We start from the raw sequence: 14,131 nt of genomic DNA on the forward strand, positions 1-14,131 counted from the left end.
TGTGCTAATTCAAGTACGCCTAATTTGTTCTTGATGATTTTTTGTTGTGTTGTCATAATACTTAATCTGTTTTAAAGTTATTTAATTTGATTACAACTGTCAGATTAAGTATTGACTAATTCAATTTATCTCAGATTTTACTGACTGGCTTTCTTCATCTGTCAGAAATCCTAAAGGGCTGTAATCATCATATTTCTTTTTAAATTCAGTTACCTTCTTTTGATAAACCTCATCTTTATTTACATGCGGACTATTGTAAAAAGATAATTCACCATATTCGTAATTTCCAATGTTTTGATAAAAAATTTCAAAGTAAGACTTATCAATTTTTTCAGCATTCCACAGAACAAAAAAATTGACATCTCCAGCAATACCATCCTGATAATTATCTGAATCATCAAGAGTAAATCTAAATTTTTCTTCACCTACGTCTTTGTAAGTTAGGTCATACGAGGTATTCATTCTTGCATTGTAATCTTCAAGATTAAGTTTTGCAATATCTAAAATTTTCTGAAATTTTTCTGAAGATTGAAATTCTTGCGAAAACTCTTCATCGATAGAGATATTATTCATTATTAAAGTTTTTCTTAAATATACATCTTATTTTTACACTTAGATGTCTAACCAAAATCAGAAAAATCTTTTCTTGTAGTAAAATAATCTAACAGTCTAGTGTGTGAATTATAATTTAAAATAATTAATAGCCGAGACTTTTAAAAATTTTCGCTGTTGATTTCGCTTTCTCTACATCTGTCTTACTTATGTATGTAAGGAGTTGTCTCTCTGTTTTGTGTCCTGTAAAATTCAGCAAGTAGGTAATAGGAATTTTTTCATAAAAGTTTGTAGCAAAACTTTTTCTCCCAATGTGGGATGTTACAAGTTGATATTTTGGATAGCAACCAAAAACCTTTCTAGTGATTCTGGGCAAATCTTCTCTCTCAATTGTCATGACCTTTCCATTATACAGAATCTCATTTATACCAGCTATTTCACAAACATCCTTAATGTATAGATTAAGATTTACATCCGAAATTTTGCGCGGGAATTCACCTCCTCTTTTCAGCAAAATATTTTGCACCTTTTGTAGCAGTGGAATTTGCATCTTAGTTCCTGTTTTGACTTGATTAAACTCTATGTAAGATTGATTCTCATCATCTTTTACAATCATACTGGAATTGAACCTCAAATAATCACTAACTCTCTGTCCTGTATAGCAAGCTATCAACAACCAATCCCTAGCATTATCTAAGCATTCATTTGGCATTTCTGTTCTTTCTATTTTGTCTAGCTCATCAAAATTAAGATAAACAGACTTCGGGACATTTCTAGATGCTTTTTCTATATCAAACTTCCACAAAAAGCATGCTTATTCACTTCTATATCAAGAGACTCTGCAACCTTACAAATCATTTTCAAAAATTTAAGATTTCGATAAGTTGTAGATGTCTTATAATTCTCCCGAAGACAATACTTTTAAAAATCCACTCTGAAAGAATTATCTAAATCAGAAAACTTCAAATGTTTAAAGTTTTTTTTCTAGCCCTAAGGTCATCACAATAACGCTTTACCAACTGTTTAACAACGTTTGCTTTTTTAATGGTTGACTCACTTACGGTATCCCTCTTTAGATTAACATAGTCATCAATAAACGAAAGTATGTTATTTGACTGAGGTTCTATCTTTTCTGAAATAACTTTTTCGGGATTGACAGTATCTTCAAGCCAACCTTTTAAATCTATTTCAGGTTTGTAGTTTGTGTAATTTGAAATTATTTTCGTTTCAAGTCTAATAAGTTCTATATTCAATTCACCTAAATCACTATCTGTATTTCGTGAACTTATCACACATTTACCATTTTTCCAATCTTTTGGTTTACATTTTAAATGTGAGATAGGCACTTTTACATCTATCCCCTTATCTCTTAATCGTACCCAAATTGTACTGAACTTGTTTTCAACTTTACCCCTGTTAAAAAAACTAACTGATGCCATAAATTTTCGATTCAAAATTGTTCCCAAAATTGTATCCGAACTCTAAAAGATAAGCATAAAACAATGGGTCTATTTTATCTTCGGGCATGTAGAAAGCTTATGTATTGCTTGTTTGGACGAGGGTTCGAATCCCTCCAACTCCACTAAAACCATCGACTTCTCGATGGTTTTTTAATTATACTCTTTTATTATATCCTACATTAAGAATAATTTTTATGCATCATATATATAAGTACGTTTCAAAAATGAAAACCTATTGAGTTATCTAAACAAATAATTAATTTTAAGATGATATTGTAAAAATGAAGCTCCTAAGATGGACTTTCAAAGCAAGATCGTTCGTAGACTCTTTTAGTCTTTCTAATATTGATTTTACATTCATCTTCAGATAACAAATATAACCTCCTGAAAACTAAAAGACTAAAACTTCATAAGCTAAAATGAAGGCCGTCTATCCACAAAAAAGAGTAAAAAAATGTTTTATCGTAAAGAATTTTATATATTTGCACCATCTAACAATTAAAAAAATAATTTACTATGTCAGACATTGCATCAAGAGTAAAAGCTATCATCGCTGATAAGCTTGACGTTGAAGAAACAGAAGTAACTCCTGAAGCTAGCTTCACTAACGATTTAGGAGCTGATTCACTAGATACAGTTGAGTTAATCATGGAATTTGAAAAAGAATTTAACATTCAGATCCCTGATGACCAAGCTGAAAAAATTACTACTGTAGGACACGCTATCGCTTACATCGAAGAAGTAGTAAATAAATAATATTCTTCAACAAAAAAAGAAATTAAACAAAGTTTATGGAATTAAAAAGAGTAGTTGTAACCGGATTTGGAGCAATAACACCAATAGGAAATAATGCAAAAGAATACTGGGAAAATCTTGTGAAAGGTGAGAGCGGTGCCGCTCCGATTACTCTTTTTGATGCCACAAACTTTAAAACAAAGTTCGCCTGCGAAGTGAAAAATTTCGATCCGTTGCAGCATTTCGATAAGAAAGAAGCTAAAAAAATGGACCGAAACACTCAGTTGGGACTTGTTGCTGCAAGAGAAGCAGTAGCGCATTCCGGGATTATTGAAGACAATGTAGATAAAAACAGAGTTGGAGTAATCTGGGGTTCAGGAATCGGAGGATTAGAGACTTTTGAAACTGAAGTGTTAGGATGGGCCAATACGGAAATTCCGAGATTCAACCCATTCTTTATTCCGAAAATGATTGCGGATATTACTCCAGGACATATCTCTATTGAATACGGTTTTCATGGACCGAACTATACTACGGTATCTGCGTGTGCGTCTTCAGCAAATGCAATAATTGATTCCAAAATGCTGATCCAGCTAGGAAAAGCAGACGTAATTGTGTGCGGAGGCTCTGAAGCAGCCGTTACAGCAAGTGGTGTCGGTGGATTCAACGCAATGATGGCACTTTCTACAAGAAATGACGATCCTAAGACAGCTTCAAGACCTTTTGACAAAGACAGAGATGGATTTGTACTCGGTGAAGGAGCAGGATGTATCGTTCTTGAGGAATATGAGCACGCTGTAAAACGTGGTGCTACAATTTATGCAGAATTGTTAGGAGGAGGTCTGAGTGCTGATGCACATCATATGACCGCTCCACACCCTGAAGGTCTTGGTGCTTATCTGGTAATGAAAAACTGTTTGGAAGATGCAGGCTTAACTGCTGATGAAGTAGATCATATCAATATGCACGGTACTTCTACTCCATTAGGAGACATCGCAGAATCCAATGCAATTTCGAAATTATTAGGCGAGCATGCTTATGACATTCAGATCAATTCTACAAAATCAATGACTGGTCACCTTTTAGGTGCTGCAGGTGTCATTGAAGCTATCGCTGCATTGGGAACTATTATTCATGGTATTGTTCCTCCTACCATCAACCATTTTACTGATGATGAAAATATTGACAGCAGACTAAACTTTACGTTTAACAATGCTGTGAAGAAAGATGTAAAAGTAGCCATGAGCAATACTTTTGGATTTGGCGGGCACAACGCTTGCGTTCTATTTAAGAAAATCTAAATTCAATGAATGGAGTTACAGAAATACTTTTCTAAATTCCTTCTCAAAAAAAGAAAAAGACAATTAACGGAGAGAGATTATTTTCTCAGTACCGAGCTTAAAAAAGTCTTGGGTACAGAGGTACAGAATATTGCTCTTTACCGCGAAGCTTTTTCTTTGAAAAATTCTTCTAAAAATCAAGACAGCAATTACGAAAGGCTTGAATTTTTGGGGGATTCTGTTTTGGGTACAATTATTTCCTGTCATTTATTCCAGACTTATCCACAGGCTAATGAAGGATATCTGACACAGATGAAATCTAAAATTGTTAATAGGAAAAACCTCAATAAATTAGGAGAAGACCTCAAGCTAACCCAACTTTTGCAAAAGCAAAATAATTCTTCAGCTTTAGGTGAAAATATTTCCGGAAATTTATTCGAGGCCTTAATCGGTGCCATTTATTTAGACTTCCATTATGATACCTGTAAAAGGATCATTCTGGAAAAACTGCTGACCCCTTCAGAGATCAATAAGCTTGAAAATAAAATTGTAAGCTATAAAGGTCTGCTTCTTGAATGGAGCCAGAAGAAAAAAGTCAATATCAAGTATGAAACCTGCGAGGAAATACAGGCTAATAAATCTGTAGTATTCAGATGCCACGTGTGGCTGGGAGATGATAAAATTGCCAATGCAACGGAGACATCCAAGAAGAAAGCAGAGGAAAAGGCGGCGCAAAGGGCATTTTATATTTTAAACAAAAAAGAAAATATACTTGGAAATTCAAAAACTTTATGATCTTGATGATATAGAATTTGAAGATATTGCCATAGGATTGGTAAGATTAGCAAAAGATATACCTGCTCATGAGTTTTTTTATAAAATAAATCAAACCAACGATCTTAATTTTTCAAGAAAGAAAGATCTTGTCTTCCACGGAGGATATTACGATTATTTTTTTCCAAGATATGAGGCCTACCACAAGTTTACCAAAACCTGTTTTACCTTCATTTCAAATAAATCTTCTGAAAGTAAGCAAAAAAAAATTCAGACAGAACTCTTTACAGAAGAAGAAAACATTAAATTTTTATTAAATAATCAGGTAGATGTAGAATATATTCTGCATAGTTCGGAACAGTTTCCTGATTTTTCCGTAATTTTGCTCCCTGAAAATCTTGTGTTTCCAATTCAAGATTATACACTGAGTTCTGATGAGGAACTTTATCAAATTATCCAGTATTATGAATAAGTATTTAAAGAAGACAAAAATTATCGCAACACTAGGGCCTGCATCATCGTCGAAGGAGGTTATGTTAGATTTAATGAAAGCAGGTGTTGATATTTTCAGAATAAATTTTTCCCATGCAGATTACGACTTAGTTCGAAAAAATATTGAAATAATTAGGGAGCTAAACAGCGAGTATGGTTATTCAGTAGGTATCCTGGGAGATCTTCAGGGTCCAAAGCTGAGAGTGGGTGTCGTAAAAGAAGGGTCTTACCTGAATCCGGGTGATATTCTTACCTTCACCAATGAGAAGATGGAAGGAGATTCCACCAAGGTGTACATGACTTACCAACAGTTTCCACAGGACGTAAAAGTAGGGGAAAGAATCCTTATTGACGATGGGAAGCTGGTATTGGAAGTTACTGAAACCAACGAAAAGGATACTGTAAAAGCGAAAACTATTCAAGGGGGACCTCTGAGCTCTAAAAAAGGAGTTAACCTACCTAATACACAGGTATCTCTTCCGGCATTGACAGAAAAAGATATTCAGGATGCGAATTTCATGCTTGACATGGAGGTAGACTGGATTGCTCTTTCTTTCGTTCGTCATGCACAGGATATCATTGACCTGAAAGAATTAATTGCTAGCCATCCGAATGGTAAATTCAAGACGCCTATTATTGCGAAGATTGAAAAACCTGAAGGGGTTAAAAATATTGACGAAATCCTTCTTGAATGTGACGGATTAATGGTTGCCCGTGGTGATCTTGGGGTGGAAGTTCCAATGGAAGAAGTTCCTGCCATCCAGAAAAACCTGGTAGAGAAAGCAAGATTTTATTCCAAACCGGTAATTATTGCTACTCAGATGATGGAAACCATGATCAACAGCTTAACACCAACAAGAGCGGAAGTAAATGACGTTGCCAACTCTGTATTGGATGGAGCTGACGCGGTAATGCTTTCAGGAGAAACATCTGTAGGCCGATATCCGGTACAGGTGGTGGAAAACATGGCTAAAATTGTAAAAAATATCGAAACAACTCATTTCTATCAGCACAAGAATGAGCCTATCGAAAAAGATTATAACTGTATCGATGAAAGATTCATTACCAACAGAGTTTGTCTTGCAGCGGTAAGAATTGCCAAAACAACAAATGTTTCTGCGATTGTAACCCTTACTCATTCAGGATACACTGCTTTCCAGCTGGCGGCACACAGACCAAATTCCCATATCATTGTATACAGTGGTAACAGAAGAGTGATCACAATGCTGAATCTGCTTTGGGGGGTTCATGCATACTATTATGACATGAAGAAATCTACTGATGAGACGATCATCCAGGTAAATATGCTGACCCATAACTACGGTTATATCGAAACCGGAGACTTCGTTATCAACATCAATGCTACTCCATCATATGAAGGTGGAAAAACAAATACACTGAGATTGACTACAGTATAAGCAATAAGCAAAATTACTTTTTGTGAAAACATATAAAAAAACTCCCGGAAACTGATTTCCGGGAGTTTTTTTTATTCAAAATTGTAAATCTTAATTGCCTACAATTGTCTTAGCTGTTACAAATTCTTTTAAAGCCAACAGAGACAGTTCTGTCCCATACCCCGAGGCTTTGGTACCTCCAAAAGGGAAACGTGGATCAGAACTCGTCATACGGTTGATATTAACTGTTCCTGATTCAAGGTTTTCAATGAAGAATAACTGGCGCTCTTTATTTTTTGTCCAAACAGAATTGGAAAGCCCGAAAGGAATATCATTTGCCATCTGTAAAGCCTCTTCATCACTTTTTGCAGTCATTACCATTCCAAGAGGCCCAAAAAGCTCTTCCTGTAAGATAGGATTTCCTTCCTGAACCCTGATTAAACCTGGCTTAAATTCATTCTCAGAAATTCTCTCCAAAGGAATAATGATTTCTGCACCATTTTCCAGGGCTCTGTTGAACTGCGCTTCCAATTCGTCAGCCAGGTCCGGTCTTGCCATTCCTGCTAATTTTGTTTCTTTACTGAAGGGATCTCCAACTTCATAAGTTTTATATTCCTCAATAAATATAGGTAAAAATTGCTCTTCAATCTTTTCATCAATAATAAATCTTTTAGCTGCAGTACAGGTTTGTCCACAGTTCTGAAGCCTTGATTTTACTCCTGCTTTTGCTGCTTCTTCCAAATCTGCATCATCAAAAATGATAAAAGAGTCACTTCCTCCTAATTCGAGTAGGGATTTTTTAATATTTAAACCAGCTATTGAAGCTACTTCCCCACCTGCTTTTCCGCTACCTGTCAAGCTTACTCCTTTTACCGCGTTGTGTTCAAGGATTTCTTTTACAACTTGGTGTCCTACTTCAAGATTCTGGAAAATACCTTCCGGAAAACCTGCTTCCAAAAGCACTTCTTCGATAGCATTTCCACTTCCGAAGCAAATTGAAGCATGCTTTAAAACCACTGTATTTCCGGCCAAAATTGCAGGCGTTGCAAATCTCAGTACCTGCCAGAAAGGAAAATTCCAGGGCATCACTCCTAAGATCACTCCTTTGGGAGCATAATGAACTTCAGAGTAAGTAAATTCAGATTCAACTTTTTCAGGTTTTAATGTATTTTCTGCGGCGGCATAATAATTCATCATCAAAGCACATTTCTCCACTTCAGCAATTGATTCGGAAAGGGGTTTATTCATTTCCGACGTAATGATCCTTCCAAATTTCTCCGAATTATTCTTTAGAATTTCTGCTGCTTTTGCAATTAACTTCTGCCTTTCCTCAAACGGCACTTTTCTCCACACTGAAAACGCTTTATCTGCTTTAATAAGCTTGCTTTCAATTAATTGTTCCATAATATAAATTTCTGTTTTAAATTCAGCTAATGAATTTATGAGTGCTCTTATTTTAAAAGCACGGTGAAATCAGCAAATTCCATTCCTTAGGGGTTAATAAAATAATGATTTTCTCTATCGGAAGAATATAGCTTTATCTTAAATCATTAGCCATTCATTCACAAGACAGGCTGCCAGTCTTGCTGTCCGGTCCTGGATATCGAAAGAAGGATTTACTTCAGCCACGTCCAGGGCAACCAGTTTTTTATTTTTTAAGATATGTCTGTAAAAATGCATAAAAGCTGTATCTGCAAAGATACCATTATATGCTGCAGCGGAAACTCCGGGAGCGACTGATGCATTAAAAACATCCATACAAATTGTAAGATAGGCAAAATCCACATTGTCCAGCAAATCATCAATACGCTGGTAAATAGAAGGTAGATTTTCAAAAAACAGTTCGTCTGCAAGGATGTATTTCATCCCATATTGATGAGCAGTATCAAAAAGTTTCAACGTATTTGAGTTTCTCTGAATGCCAATATGCAGAGAGTTGATCGGACCTTCCTGGGCAATCTGCCAGAATCCTGTTCCAGAGCTTGGTCCTACCCCTTTTTCTGGCTGTCTGTTGTCAAAATGGGCATCAATATTGATGATCCCGATTTTTTGTTCCGGGAAAGCGGTCTTAACACCTAAATAATGGGCATAAGTTACTTCATGCCCCCCACCCAGCACGAGGGATTTCCCTCCTTTTAAAAGTACTTTTGAAACATTTTTAGCAAGGCTATTCTGTGTATTTTCCAGATTACCGTCTTCACAGGTAACATTCCCAAAATCCAGCATTGAAAAATCAGGCATGATAACCGGGAAATTCGACATATTTTTTCTGATCATATCCGGGGCATCTTTAGCTCCCTGACGGCCTTTATTTCTCCTTACTCCTTCATCTACAGCAAAACCATGTAATACAAAATCATTTGCTGTGATATTGTCATAATTACGTTCTTCTTTTACTCTTTGAAATATTCTGTGATAGAGAAGTTCTTCTCCGTCCAATCTGCCTTGCCAAATATTATTCATTATTCAGTCATTTGCCTATTGTTTGTTTTCAATAAGCAGACACTGGGAACCGGCTCATTGAAGACAAAGTATGGTTTATTTATAATTTTTTATATCAGATTTCCATCAATATACACCTTCTCAGCTTTTAAACTTCCCTGATTATACAGTACATTCTGGAAGTTGTTTGTTTTAAAAGTGACAAAATCTGCCTTTTTTCCTGCCTCAAGCTGTCCCCTATCTTCAAGGTTTAATGCATAAGCAGCACGGAAAGTCATTCCGGCCAATACTTCAGCGGTAGTCAGTTTCTGGAAACTAGCGAGAATAGATGCCTGGGTAATTAAATTCCCCATAGGTGCAGATCCCGGATTCCAGTCACTCGCAATGGCTACAATAGCGCCTGCATCCAATAATTTCCTTGCCGGGGTAAATTTCTCACCCAGTCCTAAGCTTGCTCCCGGAAGCGCAGTTGCCACGGTATCAGAATCTGCCAGAAACTGAATATCTTCATCTATCGTTGCTTCCAAATGATCTGCTGACTTTGCTCCTACTTCCACTGCAATTCTTGAGCTTCCCGGTGTAAACTGATCAGCATGAACCGTGATTTCAAAGCCCAGTTCTTTTGCTCTAAGTAAGAACTTTTTACTTTCTTCAGGTTGAAAAGCTGACTTTTCAATGAAAATATCCACTCTTTCAGCCAATCCTTCTTCTTTTACTTTGGGTAGAATTTCAGTAATGATATAGTCAAGATATTCAGGATTGCTTCCATCAAAATCTCTTGGTTTTAAGTGAGCTGAAAGACAAGTAGGAACTAAAGTAGCCTTAGTTTCGCTCTGTGCTTTTTTAATAATTCTGAGCATTTTCAGCTCATTTTCTACATCCAGACCATAGCCGCTTTTCACTTCAATGGTCGTAATCCCAAGATCAACCAAAAAGCTGATTCTTTCAATCAGAGTTTTCAACAATTCTTCTTCTGAAGCATTTCTTGTATGCTGAACAGAGCTCCAGATTCCGCCGCCGCTTTCTGCAATTTCCAGATAAGTCTTACCGGCATTACGCATAGCAAAATCATTGGCACGGTTTCCTCCGAAACAAATGTGGGTATGTGAATCTACAAAAGCAGGAAGAACTACCTGCTCTCCGGCAATCGGTTCAATAGCTATCCCTGGGTTTTCTGATTTTAATATTTCGAAATTTCCGGTTTTATGAATGGTATTCTGATCTACTACAATTCCTCCGTCAACAATAATTTCCAGCTGTTCATCGGAAATTTTTCCTCTTAATGGTAGATTAGCAAGTGTTACAACCTGCTTAAATGGTCCTATTAATTTCATTAGTTTAAAGTTAATGTCATGTTTAGATTGAGACCTGCTGATCTTCCAGCCAGTATTCATCTGCTAAACAATCAAAATTTTATTAATTTTTATTAATAATTTCTCCTCTCAAAAATACTTAAAATATCCCAATTATTTAAATCTTAGCTATTCCCATTTTCAACCTTAAGAGAAACTCGGCTTCAATCTTCACCTTTTCTTAATCAGCCCTTCAACCTTAGTCTAAATTTGCTATCTTTGAGGTAAAGGAATTGAATTAATGCCAGATTTTTTACACCCAGATAAGGAAAACTACTCACGAGAGGAGCTCATGCAGGAAGAACAGATCCGTCCCCAAAGCTTTAAAGATTTTGCGGGACAGAGAAAAACGCTGGAAAATCTTGAAGTTTTTGTTACCGCTGCAAAGAGGCGTGGCGGCGCACTGGACCACGTATTATTACATGGACCGCCAGGATTGGGAAAAACTACTTTAGCCAACATTATTGCCAATGAACTTGGAGTGAACTGTAAGATTACTTCCGGTCCCGTATTGGATAAACCAGGAAGCTTAGCAGGTTTATTGACCAATCTGGAGGAAAATGATGTTCTTTTCATTGATGAGATTCACCGGCTTTCTCCTGTGGTGGAAGAATATCTGTATTCCGCCATGGAAGATTACAAGATTGATATCATGCTGGAGACGGGCCCTAATGCCAGAAGTGTACAGATCGGGCTGAATCCTTTTACCTTAGTAGGCGCTACGACAAGAAGTGGTATGCTTACCAAGCCCATGCTTGCCCGATTTGGGATCCAAAGCAGGCTGGAATATTATTCTATTGAGCTTTTGTCAATGATTATCCAAAGAAGTGCAAGGGTTTTGGGTGTTATTATTTATGAAGATGCAGCCATTGAAATTGCCAGAAGAAGCCGCGGGACTCCAAGAATTGCGAATGCACTGCTGAGGAGAGTACGTGACTTTGCCGAGATCAAAGGAAATGGTGAAATTGAGATCAAAATTACAAAATATGCACTGGATTCTCTGAATGTAGATGAGTTCGGACTGGATGAAATGGATAATAAGATCATGCGTGTTATGATTGAAAATTTCAAGGGAAAACCGGTTGGGATTTCCGCCCTGGCAACATCTATCGGTGAAAACCCGGAAACACTGGAAGAGGTTTATGAACCCTTTTTAATTCAGGAAGGATTTATTATCCGTACTCCCAGAGGAAGAGAGGTTACTGATAAAGCTTACAGACATTTGAATATTACAAGACCCAAAAACCCTGGAGAGCTATTTTAATTCAAAGTTTTGAGGTTTAAGGTTAATGAGAATTGATTAGTTTATGTTTATACCTAAATTATACAGAAGTGAAGATTACAATTTGATGAGAGAAATCATCAAAGAAAATTCTTTCGCTTTACTGATTTCTTCGGTCGATAAGATACGGGCAACTCATTCTATGATGATGCTTAATGAAGACAATCCCGAAAAGGCTTATATTGAAACTCATATTTCAAGGGCTAATCCTCAGGCAAAAATTTTAAAAAACGGAGATGAAGTTCTTTGTGATTTTTTAGGTGCTCACACTTACATATCCAGCAGCTGGTATGATCATATCAATGTTTCTACCTGGAATTATGAAGCCGTACAGGTCTATGGAAAAGTTGAAGTAATGAGTCATGATGAGCTCTATGCCCATTTGGACAAATTAACTTCCAAATATGAAAGCTTCCAGCAATGCCCAATGATGGTAAAAGATATGGGAAGAGAGTTTGTGGAAAAAGAAATGAAAGGAGCTTTTGGTATTAAAATCATTCCCACTGAAATATTTATCAAACAAAAACTTTCTCAGAACAGAAAAGAGAATGATTTTAATAACATTATCACACAGCTTGAGCAATCTGATGATAATGCCAGAAAAATTGCGGAGAAAATGAAATTAATAAAAAAATAATCAAAATATACATATGAAGTTATATCCAATACAATGTGGAAAATTTAAACTGGACGGCGGTGCTATGTTCGGAGTCGTCCCAAAGAGTCTGTGGGAAAAAACAAACCCGGCAGACGAAAGAAACCTGATCGAACTGGGAACCCGTTCCCTGCTTATTGAAGACGGGAAAAAACTGATCCTTGTAGACTGTGGTCTAGGAAACAAACAGGATGATAAATTCTTCGGACACTACTCCCTGTGGGGAGATGATACTCTTGATAAAAATCTTAAAAAATATGGCTTTGTAAAGGAGGATATTACAGATGTATTCCTTACTCACCTTCACTTCGATCACTGCGGTGGCGCTATTGAATGGAATGACGACAGATCCGGATACAGACCCGCCTTCAAAAACGCCAACTTCTGGACTAATGAAAATCACTGGCAGTGGGCTACAGAACCTAATGCAAGGGAAAAAGCAAGCTTTCTGAAGGAAAATATTATGCCAATGCAGGAAAGCGGCCAGCTTAATTTTTTACCGCTCCCAACTACAGGAAATTATGGTTTTGCACCTGATCTGAAGATGGATGTCATTTTTGTAGACGGGCATACGGAAAAGCAAATGCTCCCTGTCATTCAATATCAGGAAAAAACATTGGTTTTCGCAGCCGACCTTATTCCTACAGCCGGGCATATCAACCAGGTATATGTGATGGGATATGATACCAGACCTCTTTTAACACTGGAAGAAAAGGGAAAATTCCTTAAACAGTGCGTGGATAACGAATATTTATTGTTCTTTGAACATGATGCCCATAATGAGCTTGCAAGCCTAAAAATGACTGATAAAGGCGTAAGACTTGACGAAACGTTCAGCTTTAATGATGTTTTTGGATATTAATTTTTAGTCATGGAAGAATTACATTCAGAAACCCAACAGACAGAGCCGGAACCAGCACCCAAGATCATAGGGTTAACCGGCGGTATAGGCTCCGGAAAAACTACAGTAGCGCATTTTATAGAGGAATTCGGTTTTCCGGTGTATTACTCTGATGACAGGGCAAAAAGCATTGTCAATGAAAGCGAAGAGCTGAAAATAAAAATAAAAGAGCTTCTTGGCGAAGGTTCTTACGATGAAAACGGATGGTATGATAGAAAATTTGTTGCAGATAAAGTTTTTAATAACAAAGATCTGCTTCAGCAGCTAAATGAAATCATTCACCCTGCAGTAAGGATTGATTTTGATAATTGGGTCAGCCAACAAAGCAAATATCTGGTTTTCAAAGAAACAGCATTATTATTTGAGTTAAAACTTAACAGACAATGCTACAAGTCTCTTCTGGTAACCGCTGAGGATAATATCAGAATCAAGAGAGTAATGGACAGGGATAACAAAACCTACCGCGAAGTGGAAGCTGTTATGGAAAAACAAATGCCTGAAAGAGATAAAATCAAAATGGCAGATTGTATTATCTACAACAATACCAATCTGGAAGAACTAAAAGAACAAACTGAGAAAGTAATTTTCAGTATTGAATAAATAAGAACTCGTTAGAAAAATTTCTAACGAGTTTTTTCTGCAAAAAATATTTCTTAGTTATTCAAATTCAACCAGGATCTTTTTATAAAAAATAAGCCTCCATTCCTGGAGGCTTATTCTATCTGAAATTTAGGTTATCTATTCTTTGATAAATTTCTTCTGAACCGTTTTACCGTTATCATCGATATCTATCACATAAACTCCGTTGA

The 14,131-nt window shown here is 36.5% G+C and carries 15 protein-coding genes; 9 read left to right on the forward strand and 6 right to left on the reverse strand.

Going from position 1 to position 14,131, the window contains the following annotated elements; all coding sequences use genetic code 11:
* Positions 1-120: 120 nt before the first annotated feature.
* From CRS_RS18225 to CRS_RS18235, 3 genes are all read right to left on the reverse strand, one after another.
* Entirely contained in the window at positions 121-573 is a 453-nt protein-coding gene (locus tag CRS_RS18225; protein WP_142725405.1) for a hypothetical protein, read from the reverse strand.
* 124 nt (positions 574-697) lie between these two features.
* Complete coding sequence (locus CRS_RS18230; protein ID WP_142725406.1) at positions 698-1,357, reverse strand: tyrosine-type recombinase/integrase; 660 nt, start codon at positions 1,355-1,357, stop codon at positions 698-700.
* Positions 1,358-1,514: 157 nt separating this feature from the next.
* The gene (locus tag CRS_RS18235) at positions 1,515-1,991 is read right to left on the reverse strand and encodes a hypothetical protein (protein WP_142725407.1); all 477 of its coding nucleotides are present in this window, start codon (positions 1,989-1,991) and stop codon (positions 1,515-1,517) included.
* Between the two features lie 537 nt (positions 1,992-2,528).
* Between CRS_RS18235 and CRS_RS18240 the strand changes: the two genes are divergently transcribed.
* Genes CRS_RS18240 through pyk form a run of 5 tightly spaced genes read left to right on the forward strand, consistent with a single transcriptional unit; the run spans position 2,529 to position 6,711 of the window.
* On the forward strand, positions 2,529-2,768 hold the full coding sequence (locus CRS_RS18240) for an acyl carrier protein (RefSeq protein WP_002976354.1): 240 nt from the start codon (positions 2,529-2,531) through the stop codon (positions 2,766-2,768).
* Between the two features lie 35 nt (positions 2,769-2,803).
* A complete protein-coding gene (gene fabF, locus CRS_RS18245) occupies positions 2,804-4,048 on the forward strand; it encodes a beta-ketoacyl-ACP synthase II (protein ID WP_142725408.1) in 1,245 nt (414 codons plus the stop codon).
* A gap of 9 nt (positions 4,049-4,057) precedes the next feature.
* Positions 4,058-4,822: a ribonuclease III gene (rnc, locus tag CRS_RS18250; protein ID WP_142725409.1), complete on the forward strand. Its 765-nt coding sequence runs from the start codon at positions 4,058-4,060 to the stop codon at positions 4,820-4,822.
* Complete coding sequence (locus tag CRS_RS18255) at positions 4,800-5,273, forward strand: IPExxxVDY family protein (RefSeq protein WP_142725410.1); 474 nt, start codon at positions 4,800-4,802, stop codon at positions 5,271-5,273. Before rnc ends, CRS_RS18255 begins: the two co-directional genes overlap by 23 nt.
* Positions 5,266-6,711, forward strand: coding sequence for a pyruvate kinase (gene pyk, locus CRS_RS18260; protein ID WP_002976346.1), 1,446 nt, complete (start codon positions 5,266-5,268; stop codon positions 6,709-6,711). Before CRS_RS18255 ends, pyk begins: the two co-directional genes overlap by 8 nt.
* Positions 6,712-6,801: 90 nt before the next feature.
* Here pyk and CRS_RS18265 read toward each other — a convergent pair whose 3' ends face one another.
* From CRS_RS18265 to hutI, 3 genes are all read right to left on the reverse strand, one after another.
* Positions 6,802-8,094: an aldehyde dehydrogenase family protein gene (locus tag CRS_RS18265; RefSeq protein ID WP_142725411.1), complete on the reverse strand. Its 1,293-nt coding sequence runs from the start codon at positions 8,092-8,094 to the stop codon at positions 6,802-6,804.
* Positions 8,095-8,232: 138 nt separating this feature from the next.
* Positions 8,233-9,153, reverse strand: a complete 921-nt coding sequence (gene hutG / locus CRS_RS18270) for a formimidoylglutamase (protein ID WP_142725412.1) — start codon at positions 9,151-9,153, stop codon at positions 8,233-8,235.
* Between the two features lie 89 nt (positions 9,154-9,242).
* Positions 9,243-10,466: an imidazolonepropionase gene (gene hutI / locus CRS_RS18275; protein ID WP_142725413.1), complete on the reverse strand. Its 1,224-nt coding sequence runs from the start codon at positions 10,464-10,466 to the stop codon at positions 9,243-9,245.
* Positions 10,467-10,725: 259 nt separating this feature from the next.
* Between hutI and ruvB the strand changes: the two genes are divergently transcribed.
* From ruvB to coaE, 4 genes are read left to right on the forward strand one after another with little or no spacing between them, the layout of a single operon-like run.
* Positions 10,726-11,748 (forward strand): Holliday junction branch migration DNA helicase RuvB, encoded by a 1,023-nt coding sequence (gene ruvB, locus CRS_RS18280; RefSeq protein WP_002976338.1) that lies wholly within the window; start codon positions 10,726-10,728, stop codon positions 11,746-11,748.
* 43 nt (positions 11,749-11,791) lie between these two features.
* Positions 11,792-12,403, forward strand: a complete 612-nt coding sequence (locus CRS_RS18285) for an FMN-binding negative transcriptional regulator (RefSeq protein ID WP_142725414.1) — start codon at positions 11,792-11,794, stop codon at positions 12,401-12,403.
* A gap of 13 nt (positions 12,404-12,416) precedes the next feature.
* Positions 12,417-13,283, forward strand: a complete 867-nt coding sequence (locus tag CRS_RS18290) for an MBL fold metallo-hydrolase (protein WP_142725415.1) — start codon at positions 12,417-12,419, stop codon at positions 13,281-13,283.
* Between the two features lie 9 nt (positions 13,284-13,292).
* The gene (gene coaE / locus CRS_RS18295) at positions 13,293-13,922 is read left to right on the forward strand and encodes a dephospho-CoA kinase (protein WP_142725416.1); all 630 of its coding nucleotides are present in this window, start codon (positions 13,293-13,295) and stop codon (positions 13,920-13,922) included.
* Positions 13,923-14,131 lie beyond the last annotated feature (209 nt).

This window comes from Chryseobacterium sp. ON_d1 (assembly GCF_006829085.1).
Lineage (GTDB): Bacteria > Bacteroidota > Bacteroidia > Flavobacteriales > Weeksellaceae > Chryseobacterium.

Coding starts and splice junctions, on each gene's coding strand:
- CRS_RS18225 (WP_142725405.1), bottom strand. CDS start 573: ATGAATAATATCTCTATCGATGAAGAGTTTTCGCAAGAATTTCAATCT.
- CRS_RS18235 (WP_142725407.1), bottom strand. CDS start 1,991: ATGGCATCAGTTAGTTTTTTTAACAGGGGTAAAGTTGAAAACAAGTTC.
- CRS_RS18240 (WP_002976354.1), top strand. CDS start 2,529: ATGTCAGACATTGCATCAAGAGTAAAAGCTATCATCGCTGATAAGCTT.
- fabF (WP_142725408.1), top strand. CDS start 2,804: ATGGAATTAAAAAGAGTAGTTGTAACCGGATTTGGAGCAATAACACCA.
- rnc (WP_142725409.1), top strand. CDS start 4,058: ATGGAGTTACAGAAATACTTTTCTAAATTCCTTCTCAAAAAAAGAAAA.
- pyk (WP_002976346.1), top strand. CDS start 5,266: ATGAATAAGTATTTAAAGAAGACAAAAATTATCGCAACACTAGGGCCT.
- CRS_RS18265 (WP_142725411.1), bottom strand. CDS start 8,094: ATGGAACAATTAATTGAAAGCAAGCTTATTAAAGCAGATAAAGCGTTT.
- hutG (WP_142725412.1), bottom strand. CDS start 9,153: ATGAATAATATTTGGCAAGGCAGATTGGACGGAGAAGAACTTCTCTAT.
- hutI (WP_142725413.1), bottom strand. CDS start 10,466: ATGAAATTAATAGGACCATTTAAGCAGGTTGTAACACTTGCTAATCTA.
- ruvB (WP_002976338.1), top strand. CDS start 10,726: ATGCCAGATTTTTTACACCCAGATAAGGAAAACTACTCACGAGAGGAG.
- CRS_RS18285 (WP_142725414.1), top strand. CDS start 11,792: ATGTTTATACCTAAATTATACAGAAGTGAAGATTACAATTTGATGAGA.
- CRS_RS18290 (WP_142725415.1), top strand. CDS start 12,417: ATGAAGTTATATCCAATACAATGTGGAAAATTTAAACTGGACGGCGGT.
- coaE (WP_142725416.1), top strand. CDS start 13,293: ATGGAAGAATTACATTCAGAAACCCAACAGACAGAGCCGGAACCAGCA.